The 14,656-nt window shown below is 49.0% G+C and carries 15 protein-coding genes; 7 read left to right on the top strand and 8 right to left on the bottom strand.

All coding sequences use genetic code 11. From position 1 onward, the window contains the following. Positions 1 to 144 precede the first annotated feature (144 nt). The gene (locus ACZ50P_RS10810; protein WP_464131073.1) at positions 145 to 768 is read right to left on the bottom strand and encodes a hypothetical protein; all 624 of its coding nucleotides are present in this window, start codon (positions 766 to 768) and stop codon (positions 145 to 147) included. Then, positions 769 to 1,809 carry a SurA N-terminal domain-containing protein gene (locus ACZ50P_RS10815; protein WP_464131075.1) on the bottom strand — a complete coding sequence of 347 codons (1,041 nt, stop codon included), beginning with the start codon at positions 1,807 to 1,809 and terminating at the stop codon, positions 769 to 771. A gap of 177 nt (positions 1,810 to 1,986) precedes the next feature. Between ACZ50P_RS10815 and mreC the strand changes: the two genes are divergently transcribed. From mreC to ACZ50P_RS10845, 6 genes are all read left to right on the top strand, one after another. Further along, entirely contained in the window at positions 1,987 to 2,964 is a 978-nt protein-coding gene (gene mreC / locus ACZ50P_RS10820) for a rod shape-determining protein MreC (protein WP_464120746.1), read from the top strand. Next, a complete protein-coding gene (locus ACZ50P_RS10825) occupies positions 2,961 to 3,497 on the top strand; it encodes a hypothetical protein (protein ID WP_464120745.1) in 537 nt (178 codons plus the stop codon). The genes mreC and ACZ50P_RS10825 overlap by 4 nt, the downstream gene beginning before the upstream one ends. Then, positions 3,494 to 5,482: a penicillin-binding protein 2 gene (gene mrdA, locus ACZ50P_RS10830; RefSeq protein WP_464131076.1), complete on the top strand. Its 1,989-nt coding sequence runs from the start codon at positions 3,494 to 3,496 to the stop codon at positions 5,480 to 5,482. The genes ACZ50P_RS10825 and mrdA overlap by 4 nt, the downstream gene beginning before the upstream one ends. Positions 5,483 to 5,484: 2 nt before the next feature. Beyond that, positions 5,485 to 6,609 (top strand): rod shape-determining protein RodA, encoded by a 1,125-nt coding sequence (gene rodA / locus ACZ50P_RS10835; RefSeq protein ID WP_464120743.1) that lies wholly within the window; start codon positions 5,485 to 5,487, stop codon positions 6,607 to 6,609. Between the two features lie 314 nt (positions 6,610 to 6,923). Further along, complete coding sequence (locus ACZ50P_RS10840) at positions 6,924 to 7,646, top strand: lytic transglycosylase domain-containing protein (protein WP_464120742.1); 723 nt, start codon at positions 6,924 to 6,926, stop codon at positions 7,644 to 7,646. A gap of 260 nt (positions 7,647 to 7,906) precedes the next feature. After that, positions 7,907 to 8,452: a hypothetical protein gene (locus ACZ50P_RS10845; protein ID WP_464131077.1), complete on the top strand. Its 546-nt coding sequence runs from the start codon at positions 7,907 to 7,909 to the stop codon at positions 8,450 to 8,452. Positions 8,453 to 8,531: 79 nt separating this feature from the next. Here ACZ50P_RS10845 and ACZ50P_RS10850 read toward each other — a convergent pair whose 3' ends face one another. The 5 genes from ACZ50P_RS10850 to ACZ50P_RS10870 all read right to left on the bottom strand — a co-directional run bounded on the left by ACZ50P_RS10850 (position 8,532) and on the right by ACZ50P_RS10870 (position 12,294). Next, a complete protein-coding gene (locus tag ACZ50P_RS10850; protein WP_464131079.1) occupies positions 8,532 to 9,173 on the bottom strand; it encodes an iron-containing redox enzyme family protein in 642 nt (213 codons plus the stop codon). A gap of 21 nt (positions 9,174 to 9,194) precedes the next feature. Continuing rightward, positions 9,195 to 9,884 carry a hypothetical protein gene (locus ACZ50P_RS10855; RefSeq protein ID WP_464131081.1) on the bottom strand — a complete coding sequence of 230 codons (690 nt, stop codon included), beginning with the start codon at positions 9,882 to 9,884 and terminating at the stop codon, positions 9,195 to 9,197. A 107-nt stretch (positions 9,885 to 9,991) separates the two neighbouring features. Beyond that, positions 9,992 to 10,663 (bottom strand): hypothetical protein, encoded by a 672-nt coding sequence (locus tag ACZ50P_RS10860; protein WP_464131082.1) that lies wholly within the window; start codon positions 10,661 to 10,663, stop codon positions 9,992 to 9,994. Positions 10,664 to 10,864: 201 nt separating this feature from the next. After that, positions 10,865 to 11,191 carry a thioredoxin gene (gene trxA / locus ACZ50P_RS10865; RefSeq protein WP_464120737.1) on the bottom strand — a complete coding sequence of 109 codons (327 nt, stop codon included), beginning with the start codon at positions 11,189 to 11,191 and terminating at the stop codon, positions 10,865 to 10,867. Positions 11,192 to 11,259: 68 nt separating this feature from the next. Next, a complete protein-coding gene (locus ACZ50P_RS10870; protein ID WP_464131083.1) occupies positions 11,260 to 12,294 on the bottom strand; it encodes an RNA methyltransferase in 1,035 nt (344 codons plus the stop codon). Positions 12,295 to 12,407: 113 nt separating this feature from the next. Here ACZ50P_RS10870 and lptF point away from each other — a divergent pair, with 113 nt between their 5' ends. Further along, positions 12,408 to 13,511 (top strand): LPS export ABC transporter permease LptF, encoded by a 1,104-nt coding sequence (gene lptF / locus ACZ50P_RS10875; RefSeq protein WP_464131084.1) that lies wholly within the window; start codon positions 12,408 to 12,410, stop codon positions 13,509 to 13,511. A gap of 203 nt (positions 13,512 to 13,714) precedes the next feature. Here lptF and ACZ50P_RS10880 read toward each other — a convergent pair whose 3' ends face one another. Continuing rightward, positions 13,715 to 14,641, bottom strand: coding sequence for a DNA-processing protein DprA (locus ACZ50P_RS10880; RefSeq protein WP_464131086.1), 927 nt, complete (start codon positions 14,639 to 14,641; stop codon positions 13,715 to 13,717). Positions 14,642 to 14,656: the final 15 nt, after the last annotated feature.

Raw genomic sequence — 14,656 nt, forward strand, 5'->3', positions numbered from 1 at the left:
ATATTTCAAAGCAAACCCAGTGCCCACCCAAAAAACACCAGGGCCCGGATAAGCCCCTAAGAGCGTCTAAAAGATCGACACCGAGCCTTGCATTGTCATTGATGATCTGAACTGACCAAACGACACTGCGACCCCAAGGCCGCATTACAAAGTCAAAAGAATGTCCTGAGAACAAAGATGAATGCGAATGTCCTCCAACAGACATCCCGAGGACAGTGTCGTCCCCTTAAAGGGCTTGAGCTTTTCCAGCAGTTCTTGCAAACCCGATGTGTTTTGCAGCGACTTCATGATCTTAAAGCCTTCATGCGGCAGATCCGCATCACAAGAAGAGGGACGAAGCCAGGTTAAACTCACTCTCAGAAGCTCAAAACTCCCCGTCAAAGGCAACATCTCCAGGTAGTGAGAAAAGGTCCAGCGAATTCCAGAAGGATCATCCTGCTGACTCCAGGACAAACTCCAGCCACGCTCCTCACGCACCACCAAACTGCACAACTGGGCCCCTTGAGAGGTCGCTTTGCCTGAAAGTTCTGACCGGATTGCTAGCAGCCAACCATGCAAATCAGAACAAGGATTCTGCTCGGCCTGAGCTTTCACCTCAGCCAACCAGCTATCGACGTGCATCAGGTTCACACTCATCCCCGACAAGGGATCAAGCTGTCCATCCTGGCGCGAAAATCCTGCCGCCAGATGAAATAAGAAACCCCGTCGAGCGGACGGGGTTTCTTGCAAGACGATTCGAATGGGAATCTCTCTTACGAATTGCAGCATTTAGTTCAACTGCAACGCCTGAGTGTTCATGGTCACGTGAGATTTGGAGCGGAACTGATTGATCCAAGCCTCAAACATGCCGTCGCCGCGGCGTTTTTGAAGCATTTCAACAGACATTGGTTCAAGGGCCGTTTTAACTTCTTCCATTTTCGATTCTTTCAACTTCAAGACGTATTTCGCATTGCCGTCACGAACCAAACGTTTCAAAAGAGGCTGTGCTTTTGTCAGCTCAAAAACCGCTTCCGTTGCCACAGAGCTTGTGATCTTAGGGAAGGTCTCGGAGTCCAGGGAAACAAGACCTGTTTCTTCCCATGTCGCCTTCAGTTCTTTTAACTGCGCGTTAACTGCAGCTTCGTCACCTTTTATCAAGGCTTCATCCAAAGCCTTGATGGCAGCTTCCGCTTTTTCTTTGGTCATCGCTTTGCTGACAGCTTCGGAATCAATCTTCACAAAAGTGACATTGATTTTGGAACCACGGATATCCTGAAGCTTCTTCAACTCCACTGACGTTGGCTGGGTCACCAGTTCAAACAAAGAACGCACGCGCACATTGGCAATGTCCTTGCGCACTTTGCTCTCAAAGTTGCCTGGAGTGGAGCGTGTGGACTCCAGGTAACGGGAATAGAATTCCCTCTGGAACTGACCATTTTGCTGGAAGAAAGGGATGTCCTTCACGATAAAGTCACGAACTTCTGCATCTGTCGCCAGAATGCCGTTCTTTTCAGCAGCTTGAGACACCAGTTCCATGCGAACCAGGTTTTCCAAAGCTTGCTGGCGCAAAAGTTGACGCTGAGAGCTAAAGTCCATCTGACTTCCAAACAGGTTTTGGTAATACTGTTGGATACGGTTTTCTTCATTTTGGAAGTCCGCCACAGAGATCAACGTGTTATTCACACGCGCAACGGAACCAATTCCCGCACCCATTTGGCCGGGCATGCCGAAGAAGACAAAAACCATAATGATAGCTCCGAAAACCACCATCGCCGTGATGCTCTTTGTGGAGAGTTTTCTCTTCAACTTATCTGCCATACTGTCGCTCATAACTTCATCCTTCCTGAAACGAACTTCAAAAACGCCGATTCATTACCCAACTATTTTTATTTTTTTTCAAGGGGAAATTGTTGAATTCCCTGAAGCTTTTGACTAGCGTTGGAAATATTAGACAGGGACGCACTAAAAAACCGTCCCCATCCATATTGCAACAAAGAGGAACCGGTTTTGAATTTCTTCAACTTTGATCTCAAGAAACTTGTGATGATAGGGATTGTTTTGGCATTGCCGCTTATTTCTATCAACATGCAGCAGCGTCCGCAGGAATCCAACTGGTTGGCCAAGCCCTTCAGCCTTCTTGGAAGTGCAGTGTCAGAGACCTTCTACGGCTTTAGTTCCGGCGTCAAAGGCACCACGGCCATGTATCTGGATCTGATCAACATTAAAAAGCACAGCGAGCAATTGACCAGCACCAACAACGAGCTGCAGGCCCGTCTGGAGAAAATGAACGAGCTTTTGATCGAAAACGACCGCCTGCGCGGACTTTTGGCATTCAAAGAACAAACCAAGATGTCCCTGATCGCAGCACAAGTGATTGGACGTGATCTGGTGATCGACCACAACACCATCACCATCAACAAGGGAACTAAGGACGGATTGAAGGCCGGTCAGGCCGTCATCACCACCGGCGGCGTTCTGGGTTATATCTTTAAGCCAGACACTTTCACCTCCCATGTCATGCTGATCACTGACCGCTATGCGGTTGTTGACGGGATTGTACAAAGAACCCGCGCCCACGGGATTGTCGAAGGCAAAAGCCAGTACAGCAGCACCCTGCAATTGAAATACGTGGAAAGAACTGAAGATGTACAGGAAGGCGACCTGGTTGTCACCGGAGGTCTGGACAACATCTTCCCTAAAGGTTTCCCCGTGGCTGTGGTTGAATCCGTCGAAAAGAAGACTTTTAGTGTCTCCTTGAAAGTGGATCTGCGCCCGGTTGTGGACCCTTACAAAGTGGAAGAGGTCTTTATTATTTCTCAAGGAAACAACGAGGACTTTGGCGATAAGTATGCGCCTAAATCCGCCGAAGGCACCGAATCCGGTGCCTCTGCAGAAACCGTGGCCTCGCCCACGCCAGCCCCCACCGCTCCAGCGGCCAGCCCTGCTCCCGTGGCCACACCTAAACCTCAGGAGAAGAGACAGTGAAAATCCGCTGGAACGTCCTTCTGAATTTTTTGGTTTTCTTTGCCGTGCTGATGCTGTTGGCCGGCTTTCAGACCACATTTTGGTTTCAGCTTTTCGGGAATGTCCCTTCCCCCCTGCTGTGGCTGAATCTGATTGTATATGTGATCCTTTATCGTAAACCATTCCCGGCGATCTTCACGATTTACGCCATGGGCTTCATTTTGCTCACATTTACGGCCATGCCGTTGAAGATGATGTGGATCAGTCTCATCATTCTCTTTACCTTGGTCTATGGAATCAAAACACGCGTCTTTTGGTCCGGCTCAGGATATTATACGATTATGTGTGCCTTCTCTGCCGTGGCTTATCACCTGATTTATTTCTTTACTTCGATGGTGATAGAGAAGAACCCTGCAAGCTTTGAGATTGTAGACCGACTGGTACAAATTGTTCTGACTCCTTCTTTCGCGTTCCCGATGTACTGGCTGCTGGCCAAGATCGACAAGATCACACAGGACGAATTAATGCATGAGCCCGGAGGATTGGAGCTATGAGTACCTACGTCAGTAATCCGGACGAGGCAAAAGAGTATCAGAGCCGGTATAAGATCTTTTATATCGCTATCGGTTTTGCCCTGACCATTTTCACAATGCGCCTGTGGTATCTGCAGATTATTTCTGGAAATGAGCTGCGCGAGTTCTCGGAAAAAAACCGCATCAAACAAAACAAAATCACCGCTCCCCGCGGACTGATGCTGGATCGTGACGGCAAAGTGCTGGTGGAAAATCTGCCGGGCTTTGAGGCCATCTTGTCGCCTCAGTATATTGAGAACCTGGATGAGCTGGCAAAAACCGTCGGCCCGGTTTTGAGCATGGAACCTGAAAAAGTCGTTTTGAAGGTTCAAAAAAGCCGCCGCCAGAACGGTCCGTTTGCGCAAATTCGTCTGAAAGAAAATCTCAGCCGCGAAGAGGTCTTCCGTCTGAAGCGCATGCGCCTGGACACTCCGGGGCTGGAGATTCGTGAATCCATCGTGCGTTTCTATCCTTTGCGTGACAACGGAGCCCAGCTCTTTGGTTATGTGGGAGAGATCTCCAAACGTCAGTTGCCGATTCTGAATGAGCAATACAAAGGTGTACTGAAGTTTGATCAGGGCGACATTATCGGGAAAAGTGGACTGGAAGAAACTCTGGAAAAAGACATCCGGGGATCTGACGGCGTCAGCTTTATTCAGGTCGATGCCCACGGTCGGGAGGCTGTGACGCAAACGCCGAATATTTACGGCGAGCAGATCAAGGACATGATCCCGGTTCACGGGAACAATGCGATTCTGACGATTGACCGTGATATCCAGGAAGCGGCCTTTAAGTCGTTCATGAACTTAAATCGTATCGGTGCCGTCGTGGCCATGAAAACCAATGGAGAGATCCTGGCCTGGGTCAGCACTCCATCCTTTGATCCCAATGAGTTCTCAACCGGTATCTCCGCCCAGACGTGGTCCAAACTGATCAACGACCCGTTCAAACCTTTGCGTAATAAAGTTATCCAGGATCACAATGCCCCGGGATCGACGTTCAAACCTTTGGTGGCAGTCCCTGCACTGCAGGAAAAAGTGATCACCCCGACCACGATTGTTTCTGCGCCGGGTGTGTTTTATTTTGGCCGTCGTCCTTATCATGACCACTTAAAAGGCGGTCACGGTAACATCACAATCTTTGAAGCTCTGGAAAGATCTTCGAACGTGTTTTTCTATAAGATGGGTATCGCGCTGGGTGTTGATAAGATGTTCGACTACATCAGTCTATTGGGTATCGGACAGAAAACCGGCATTGAGCTTTCCCGTGAAGTGTCCGGCACCATGCCGAATTCAGCATGGAAGAAGGCCACTGTTGGTGAAGAATGGCAACCCGGGGAAAACCTTTCCACGGCGATTGGTCAGGGCTTTGTGAACGTCACCCCACTTTCCATGGCGATTGCTTACAATGCCATCGGCACAGAAGGAAAGGTGGTTAAACCCTTCCTGCTCAGAAAAATCATAGATCAGGACGGGAAAGTTCTGCGTGAAAACTTCCCGCAGGTGGTTCGTGATCTGCAACAGACTCAACCCAATGGTGTGCACATTTCGCCAGAGACCTTTAAGACCGTCAAAGAAGGCCTCAGACGCGTGGCCAACGGTGATCGCGGAACAGCAAAGCACTGGAAAGTTCCTGGCGTGCAGATGGCGGGTAAAACCGGTACGGCCCAGGTCATGGGATTTTCGGCCGACCAGATCTATGCAAAGTGTGAAGGCCGTCCGATTCATATGCGTCACCACGGCTGGTACATTGCGTTTGCACCGGCAGACAACCCGGAAATCACCATTGCGGCTTTGGCGGAGCACTCCTGTCATGGAAGCACCGGAGCCGCACCGATTGTTCGCGATATTGTTCAGGCCTATTTCCAAAAATATCACCCTGAGGTGATCGAAGCGGCATTAAAAGCCAAGGGCGGCAAACGAGCACAGGCTCCGGTGGCTGCGCCAGAAACTGTTGAAGGAGAATAAGAGTGTTTACCTCTTTGCATGTAGAAGAAAGAACTCTCTTCAAAAAGTTAGATATCAACCTGATCATCGTCATTCTGGCTTTGAACGTGATTGGTCTGATCAATCTTTGGAGTGCCACCCACGGCCCGACGACTCAGGACGTGGCCTCGCTGTTTATTTCACAAATCATGTGGCTGATCGTCGGCTGGACGGTCTTCCTGGTTGTGACGATCGTAGATTATTCCGTCGTGATGCGAATTGCCGCCATCGCCTACTTCCTGAATCTGGGGGCCATTCTTTATGTGACCTTCTTCGGTAAGGTTGCTTTGGGGGCGCAACGCTGGATTGATCTGGGGTTCTTCCGCTACCAACCGTCAGAGACCATGAAGCTGGCATTGATTATGGTTATGGCCAAAATCCTTTCCACCCGTTCGACATTTGGCAGCGGTATGGGATTAAAAGAATTGGCTCTGCCATTGATTGCCCTGCTGATCCCTTTTGGCTTGGTCGTTGAACAGCCTGACTTGGGAACGGCGATGATGTTGGCAGCCATCGGCGGATCCATGATGATTTTTGCGAAGATCCGAAAATCCATTCTGGCCACCATCATCGCGTTGGGCATTATTGCCATTCCGATTGCCTGGAAGTTTGTTCTGCACGATTATCAGAAAAACCGTGTATTGACGTTCCTGTCCCCGACCAGCGATCCGCGCGGAACCGGATATAACAGCATCCAATCCAAAATTGCCGTGGGCTCGGGCCGCTTCTTTGGGAAAGGCTTTATGAAAGGGACTCAGTCCCAACTGGAATTCCTGCCTGAACGTCACACCGACTTTATTTATTCTGTACTGAGCGAAGAGCACGGCTTTGTCGGCTCGATCGCAGTGATCGGTTTATTCTGCTTCTTGTTCATCACGGGAATCCGCATTGCCTCCAATGCCCGGGATAAATTCGGAGCTCTTCTGACCGTCGGAGTTCTGTGTTACATCTTCTGGCACATGTTTGTGAATATCGGAATGGTTATCGGTTTACTTCCTATTGTGGGGGTTCCGCTGCCACTGCTGTCCTACGGAGGATCTAGCATGCTGACCACCATGGCGGGGCTGGGCCTGATATCGAGTGTGGCGTACCGCCGCTATCTGTTCTAGAATCGTTTTTAGATGCAAATCATCAAGCGCTGAGCCGACAACTCAGCGCTTTTTTTATTTCCTCAATCAAGCCTTTTTATCCTTGGTTTCATCGCAATTTGCGGTGTCTTATCCCGAGTGTCTCAGAGTAAGAATTCATCCCATATCGACTAACCACTGATCAGACAGTGTTCATACTTTGATTGACACCCCCCGTTCCCATTTCAAATTCATCGCACCTGACACCTGATTCATTCCAAGACCTGATTCATTCCATGCACTTAGCTTCTCGGCACGACCCTTGAACTATTCCTCTGTAACAGGAGGACGCGGATATGAAAACGAAACATCTCAAAATCGGAATCGCCTTTGTCACCGCTTCGCTCACGTCGGTTCTATTTAACAACTTCTCTTTCTCCAGCTGGCACCATGAAGTGCCTGCTATAGAAAGCGTGAACGAAGCCTCCCGCATCGCTCACGCCAAAGAGCTTCTGGGTCGCGACTATACTGGCAGCGACGCTCAGGCACTGGAGGGCCAACAGGCGTTAAATGAAGCCATCTATCAGAAGGTTCAAAGCCAGCTTCCACCAAAATTCAAATACCAGGCCCGCGCCATTGCCCGCACGGTGATTGCCGAAAGTGCCAAATATAAATTGGACCCGGTGTTCGTCCTAGCTGTAATTAAAACGGAAAGTAAATTCAATCCACTGGTAGTCGGCCGCCACGGTGAGATCGGTCTGATGCAGATCAAGCCCGATACGGCTGAATGGATCGCTAAAAAATTTGATCTTCCCTGGAATGGCAAAAAGACTTTGCAAAGCCCCGGAGCCAACATCAAGATTGGTCTGGCGTACATGAACTATCTGCGTGGCAAGTTCAACAACAAGGCCATGAAGTATGTCAGCGCCTATAACATGGGCCCCACGAATGTGCGCCGTCTTCTGGCGAAGAACGTCAAACCTGCGGAATACAATTCTCGCGTCATGAAAAACTATGGCGAACTGTATGCAAAGATGAACTCTTCTGAAACTACTCACCAGCGCATCGCCGCGTTCTAAAAATCGGTAAATGATGATCCTTGCACAGGCCCCGGGAAGCTCCCGGGGCCTGTATCTTTTGCGGCTGTTCAGAATTTTGACAGACGCCCAAGCTCGTCCCTATTGCAGGAATTTATACATCATAGATGGGCTAATCTCGCTTTAAACCACCCGTCAGATTGGAATAAGTTTCGCAAAGCAGTCCAGCATAAGGAGATCGCAGGCTTTTTTGGGGATAGTTCCCAGAAGACTTTCGAACAAAACACTTTATGAAAAAGAAAATGATAGCACTACTTTCATTGTTGATGTTGGGAAGCATCGCGCATGCGGCCCCCTACTATACCGGCGTTGGCTGTAACGAAGCCGGCGACCGCTGTATCTTCGGCAAACCCTCCAAACGCGTACTCCAGTGGTCGCGTAAGGGCACAACTCAGGAACTGGGCGAACGCTGCGAGAAGTTCATTGAAAGCATCGATGCCCGCAAAAAGGACATCGCCTCCAAACGCGCTTTGGAATTGGAATACAAAAAATTCACTTACAGCTGGTCCAGCGAGATCGACAACAACGGTCGCGCCAAGATCATCTGCAACGTTGAACTGCACTCCGAACTTGAGAACGTAAAAATTGTCGGCCAAAAAGTGAAAAGTCTTTTCTGGGTTTGTGAAAACAAAGAAGACGCTGGCATCTGCAAAAACTACGAAAGTGATTGCGAAAGAATCCGTCAAGAGGCCCTGAAAGGTGAAAATGTTCTGGATGCCACCATCTACCGTGGCGGCTCTTTGCTCCAGGGCAACATTTGCGATATCTACACAGCGACAGTAAAGTAGATCTCCCAAACCTCTGATCTTGGAATCTAAAAAGCCCTTCCCGAAAAAGAAGGGCTTTTTTTTGTTTTTAAAAATCCTTTTACGCCGCAGACCGGGAACGACTGCGCCCGTAAGCCACACATTCATCCAACATCTGAATATAGTATGTCAGGGACTGGCGCAGATTGCTTAAAACCAGCTGTTGCTGATCCGGTGGCAGATGATTGATCTTTTCCATGGCCTCTTCCACGTGACCAATATCCTCCTCTGCATGGACACGCAGAAAATGGGCTGCTTTAGGTCCGAAACTGGTCTCCACTTTCTTTCCGATCTCAGCACCAAAACGCGCGGCCAGCGCCTCCAGAGCCAGGATGTAGCCGAAGAATGCCATCGGTGAAGAGTGCTCAATATGATAGTACTGGGTTTGATACATCGCCGAGGCCGCAGCCATCTCGGGCCAATCAGACATCTTACTGCCCAAACCCTTCATATCATTCACCAGAAGCTTCTCATGGCCTTTTTCCTCAGCGGTGTGGGCAAGAAAACGCAAATGATACTCCTGCGACTCCAAGGGTGTGCGGGCCGCTGACAGCGCCAGCAAGCGCGTGGAGTGACTGACAAAGTAGTATGTCTGCGCCACCCAGGCCGAATAACAGGCTCGGTCGTGCCACGGAAAGTTATCGATTTTATTTTTACACTCTTGCATGAGGAAATTGAGCTCATCGGAAACATTCGTTTTCATAACAGGCCTCTTCCGCAGCAATTAAGCCGCTTTCTTGTTGTATTTGGTTTCTTGATTCAGGAACGGGATATGGCAGTTTTTTTCCGCCCAAAGACTATCTACCAGGGCGGCCGTCTTGGGATCTTCAAACCTTGTAATACGCCCCTTCTGCGCCAGCAAAATTTCGCACACATAGTTCATCTTCATCACATCGCCAAAGTATTCAAGACCACTATGGGCCGCCTTCCTGCGAACATGTAAATCCTTACGCCCCGTCCCTATCACGGCATCCCAGCCGGGTGATACGTCCATCACTCGGCTGCCTAGTGCAATGATAATTTCGGACCAGTTTACGTCGGTGTTGCGGGAACGGTATTCCGGCAACACTGTCAGATATTCCATACTCATCAGGGTTGTGATTCCACGCTGGCGAAAGCGGGATAGAGTGACTTCGTCAAAAGCCTTCATGTAGTGATGATCCAAATGGGCCTTCGAACGCAAATCGAACACACTGTATAAATGAAAACCCACGATTCTATCGTCTTTATCGCCGTCAGTAATACACACAATGATGTCATTGCGATGAAAATCGTCGGCGTTCAAGGGCTCATTAACAGCACCCAAGACCTCGCTGTAGACCGCACACCAAGCCTCATAGATTTTATTGCTCAGCATTGCCGTTTCAGAATTTAATTCTCTGGGATTAAACAAATGGTATTTGAAATTCCCCATGCTCTTCTCCTTGCATGGGGTGTTCTTTCGGAATCTCTGTGGTTAACTTAATGGTGTTTATCAAAGCAGTACATTTGAAATTGAGAACTTGAATTATTTTGAGTTTTTCAGTTTTGTAACATTTCAACTTTTTCGAGCACAATTACTGCGGCCACTTTTCTATTTCGATAAAGCGGACTCATGCGACGAATTTCCATAGATTGACACAGTCTTTCTGCGGAGCGAATCTCTCGCAGCACATGCTTCGGAATATCCGGAGCGAAGGTTTCTCGAACCTCTTCAGAAAAAACCTTTCGCACCTCTTCGATGATCTTTGTAGTGATTTCTTCGTCTCTTTCGAAAAGCGCCCACCATTCATTTGTGTGAAGCTCTTCCAAAGTGTACGAACAGAAATCAAAAAATGTGAAATTTCTGAACAGCTGAATATGATCTTCAGAGTATATCTCCACGATATCTTCATCTACCATGTGACTGAACAGTTCGGCACGCGGCACCAGCCCCAATCTTCGGAAGGCACGCCATGTAAACGAAAGACTGTCGTTGATGCGATAGCCTTCAGCCAACTGAGAGTGACAGAGCTCTTGATAAAAACGGAGCGTCTCGACAACTTGCTTCTTACCTGCCGTTGGCAACTTGGAGTAATAAGGCAACCCCGGTAGATATGGTACTATCGACTTCCCCTCTGTCGCCAACATACGACAGATATCCTCAGAGATTGTTTTGAACTCTCGGCTCAAAATTTCATCAAGATTGCCATCCACCAAAGAATCTAACTGCATCACGTCCTCAATTGCCTCAAAAAGATACAGCGAAATCATATTAAAGGTGCTAACTAATGTCCAATTCAAAGAAATTTTTGCCCGCTTAGAACGCAATCCTTACAAACTTCTCATGTTACTAAACAAGAACCCAAGAAATAAAAAAAGAGACCTCAGGTGAGGTCTCTTTGCAAAATTTCATCTTTTGCTTGAGGTAAAGAACTAAACGTTCTTGTTCAAGAACTCAAGAATGGCGTCTTTAGGGTGGTTGCCTACCAACTGCCCCACTTCACTGCCACCTTTGAACAACAACATCGCAGGAATACCGCGAATGCCGTATTTGCCAGGAACACTTGGGTTTTCATCCACGTTCACTTTAACGATCTTTACTTTCGCACCCAACTCTTGAGCCACTTCTTCCAGCTTTGGAGCCAAGGCACGGCAAGGTCCACACCACTCAGCCCAGAAATCAACAAGGACTGGCGTAGTAGAGTTAAGAACTTCAGCGTCAAAAGATGTATCGGTAACTGCCTTTGTAAATGTGCCCATGAATGGCCTCCATTATCTAAACTAAATGTGATCCCGAAAACTCTATCGTCAAGGCCGACGAGGATCAATTACTTTTTAAAGAGGGCTTTTGTAAATTCCTGTCTTAACTTATCAATTTCACTAATGTTTTCCCTATCCCAAGACTCTTCTAGGGTCTTTTGGCGACGACGTGCTTCAACTCGGGACACCGTGCTTTTCGGAGCGACCTTCACATCTTCAACCATTTTTGCATATTTATTGATCTTCTCTGACAGACCAATTTCAGCTTTCTTCAGACTTTCCAGCGCCCTCACGCTGACATCTGCCAGGCTCTCCTCGGTTTCGGAAGATGCTCCCGACAAAACCTCATCCACCACTTGAGGTGTTGTTTCCTCAACTCTTTCCACCGCAGGCACACCGCCCCCGAACAGTTCTCGTTCGAAGGCCTTCATATCCACATCAGGAAAAGCACTTTCGGAAGATTCGGCAACAGACCGTTCAGAGTCCGCCGCCTGCATCCGATCACCAAAGCGGAAGGCGATCTTTTCACCCTGCTCTTCGCTACTTAATGCCCCTTCTTCAGAATCTTCATGAACTCTTTCAGTGCGCAAAGAAGCACTGTCGGCAGACTCTTCCGGGGTTGTGCCTTTGACATAGATTGCTTCCCCTTCCGGGGAGTACTTACCAGAAACAGTCGTGGCTGACTTCTGCGGGCTTTCCACATGCATCGCCTTGTTCAGACGATCCAACAATAAGGCTTCATCATGCCCCAACATGCGCCCGATCACCTGCACCAGGCGTAAGGGCGGAACCGGAGACTCCAAAACCATGTCCACACGGATCTTGATCAGATCCTGTGGGTTCGGCTTGAAGTTCGCAGGGAAGATCAGAAGGGACTTCCCCTGCCAGCGGGCCATTTCTTTGAGGCGCTTACCAACCCCCAAAGAGCTGACCTTGGCGCCCTTACCGGCACCAACAACAAGATCCGGATTGAATGCCAGCATTTGTTCTGCCACGGAATATTCGCTGGTAAGACCTATCACGTCGAATCCCACTTTTTTTAAAGTGCCTTCAACCGACATCAGGTCCGCATAATCCTCATAAACCAAAAGAATCTTGTTCATGTCCCTATTGTCAGATAAGGATTCTAAAGGGTCAATAAGGCTTCTTCTGGACAATGGACGCGATGACGTCGTCCTTGGGGCAGTCTAGAATAGGGACAACACGGAGACCACTTTTGAGCATCTTTAACGGAAAAAAAGCCGCGCAGTACATCTTCTTTGAAATGCTTCCCAGTTTTATTTTGGGGCTTTTGGTATTTATATCAATCATCCTCATGTTTCAGGTGTTGCGTCTGACCGAGTTTGCGCTGGTGCATGGCGTGGCCCTGAAAACCATTGCCGAGATCATTGGCTATGTCGTCATCTCGATGCTGCCAATCCTATTCCCCATGGCCTTGCTGTTTTCGGTGCTTTTAACTTATGGCCGTCTTAGTCAGGACTCTGAAATAGTCGCCATGAAAGCCAGCGGTCTTCCCATGGGCACCTTGCTTCTTCCTGCTCTGATACTGGCAACTTTAGTGGGCATTATCTCGGCCCAAATGTCCTTTAACATCGCCCCTTGGGGAAATCGTCAGTTCGAGGTGCTGTACTCTCGCTTGGCCAACACCAAAGCGGCGGCCGTGATTAAAGAGGGCACCTTTTCAGAGGGGTTCTTTGACATGGTCATCTATGCCAACGAGGTGAACACCGACAAGGGCCTGTTGAAGAAAGTCTTCATCTACGACGAAAAAAGTGGCGACGTCCCGCTGACTATTATCGCCAAGGCAGGAGAGATCGTTCCTGATCCCGAACGCCCGGGACATGAAATCCTGCTGCGCCTGAATCAGGGCGAAATTCACCGTCAGGCCCAAACCCACACCAAAATCAGCTTTGACAACTATGACGTGCGCTTTTCAGAACCTTTGAATCTGGAAGAAAAAGCCAAATCCCCGCCCTCTTTGACTCTGCAGGAGGTTCGCAATCGCCTGAAGGAAAACATCGAGGACCAAGAGCTGCTGCGCACTCTGCAAACTGAATATCACAAGCGCTGGGCGATCTCTGTTCTGTGCATTGTCTTTGCGATGATAGGTGTAGGCCTGGGCACCACGACAAATCGTCGAGCCGCCAAAGCCGGTGGCATGATCATGTGTATTGGTATCATCATCTTCTATTGGATTTTGTATGTCGCCGCCGAAGGGGCCGCTCGCAGCGGCTCACTGCCAGCAGCATTGGCGATTTGGACACCGAATGTGATCTTTGCATTTTTAGGTGCGGAAACTTTAAGAAGAAATTGGAACTAAGCTAGAACAAGGTGTGCGGACTAAAAATAGAGCGATGCAGTAGCATCCTTACTACCACGGTCGTCCCTGACCACATCGCCCCTCCCTTAACTCAAATGGTAGGGGCAATATGCAGAGCTTGCAAAAGGTTTTTTCACAAGCTTTCATTTTTTTCCCAAGCATTTTCATAACTTATGATACCCACTACAGGTAGTGCGATGATTCTATAATGCTGCTACCCCTACTGGGGACATTTGTGCCTCATTATTTTCTGCGCCGAAAAACATGAGTAAATCTTGAGCATCGCGGACCATCTGCGCACCGTCCAACAACAAATCCAAACCGCCCAAAAAGTGCGGATCCAAAGGATGCCCTGGAACAACCCACACCGGTCTCCCCAACTGCAGCGCTTGGGACGCAGTGATCAGAGTTCCACTTCGTCGTCTGGCCTCTACCAACAAGCTTGCCTGTCCTAGGGCGGCAATCAGGCGATTGCGATGATGGAAGAGATGCTTGTGCATTCTTTGCTGATGGTCATATTCACTTAAGAAGCAACCGCCCTGCTCTGTCACAAGAGACACCCACTCGCGTAAAGATGAGGGATAGATTTCACCCAATCCTGACGGCAGCACGATGACCGTGGTGCATCCTTTGCGCAGGGCCACACTGTGCGCCTTTTGATCAACTCCCCGCGCCCCGCCACTGACGATGCAAGGCTTCACCTGGTCACAAAAGGCAGCCAGTTCTTTTTCCATCCACAACAAGGAATCCGCCGCAGGCTCCCGGCTGCCCACGACGGAAAGAGTCCTTTCATTCAGCCATGCCGGGGCGCCGATATAACTCAAAGTTAACGGCGGATCCGACATGCGATAACACATAGAGGGATAAAGCACTTCACCATAAACCACGAACTGCACCCCCTGCATCTGAAGCTTCAAGGTTTCTTCGCAATGTCTTTTAAATAAGGAATGATTCTTCAGCAGAGCTTCATGCAACTCGGGCCATCGATCGCGAACTGCCACCATCACTTCGGGGGCCTGCAAACGCCCCTCCCGCGCCAGCATCTGATACATCAGGTGGATTTCATCCCGGGCCACAGCATAGGCCGGATGGTTCTTAATAATCTGTGATAAAGAATAAAGATCGTTCATACACAAAGGGCCCTG

It is taken from the genome of Bdellovibrio sp. CKG001, assembly GCF_055397465.1.

Coding starts and splice junctions, on each gene's coding strand:
- ACZ50P_RS10870 (WP_464131083.1), bottom strand. CDS start 12,294: ATGAACAAGATTCTTTTGGTTTATGAGGATTATGCGGACCTGATGTCG.
- ACZ50P_RS10860 (WP_464131082.1), bottom strand. CDS start 10,663: ATGCAGTTAGATTCTTTGGTGGATGGCAATCTTGATGAAATTTTGAGC.
- ACZ50P_RS10840 (WP_464120742.1), top strand. CDS start 6,924: ATGAAAACGAAACATCTCAAAATCGGAATCGCCTTTGTCACCGCTTCG.
- ACZ50P_RS10845 (WP_464131077.1), top strand. CDS start 7,907: ATGATAGCACTACTTTCATTGTTGATGTTGGGAAGCATCGCGCATGCG.
- ACZ50P_RS10810 (WP_464131073.1), bottom strand. CDS start 768: ATGCTGCAATTCGTAAGAGAGATTCCCATTCGAATCGTCTTGCAAGAA.
- ACZ50P_RS10880 (WP_464131086.1), bottom strand. CDS start 14,641: ATGAACGATCTTTATTCTTTATCACAGATTATTAAGAACCATCCGGCC.
- ACZ50P_RS10815 (WP_464131075.1), bottom strand. CDS start 1,809: ATGAGCGACAGTATGGCAGATAAGTTGAAGAGAAAACTCTCCACAAAG.
- trxA (WP_464120737.1), bottom strand. CDS start 11,191: ATGGGCACATTTACAAAGGCAGTTACCGATACATCTTTTGACGCTGAA.
- ACZ50P_RS10855 (WP_464131081.1), bottom strand. CDS start 9,884: ATGGGGAATTTCAAATACCATTTGTTTAATCCCAGAGAATTAAATTCT.
- mrdA (WP_464131076.1), top strand. CDS start 3,494: ATGAGTACCTACGTCAGTAATCCGGACGAGGCAAAAGAGTATCAGAGC.
- ACZ50P_RS10850 (WP_464131079.1), bottom strand. CDS start 9,173: ATGAAAACGAATGTTTCCGATGAGCTCAATTTCCTCATGCAAGAGTGT.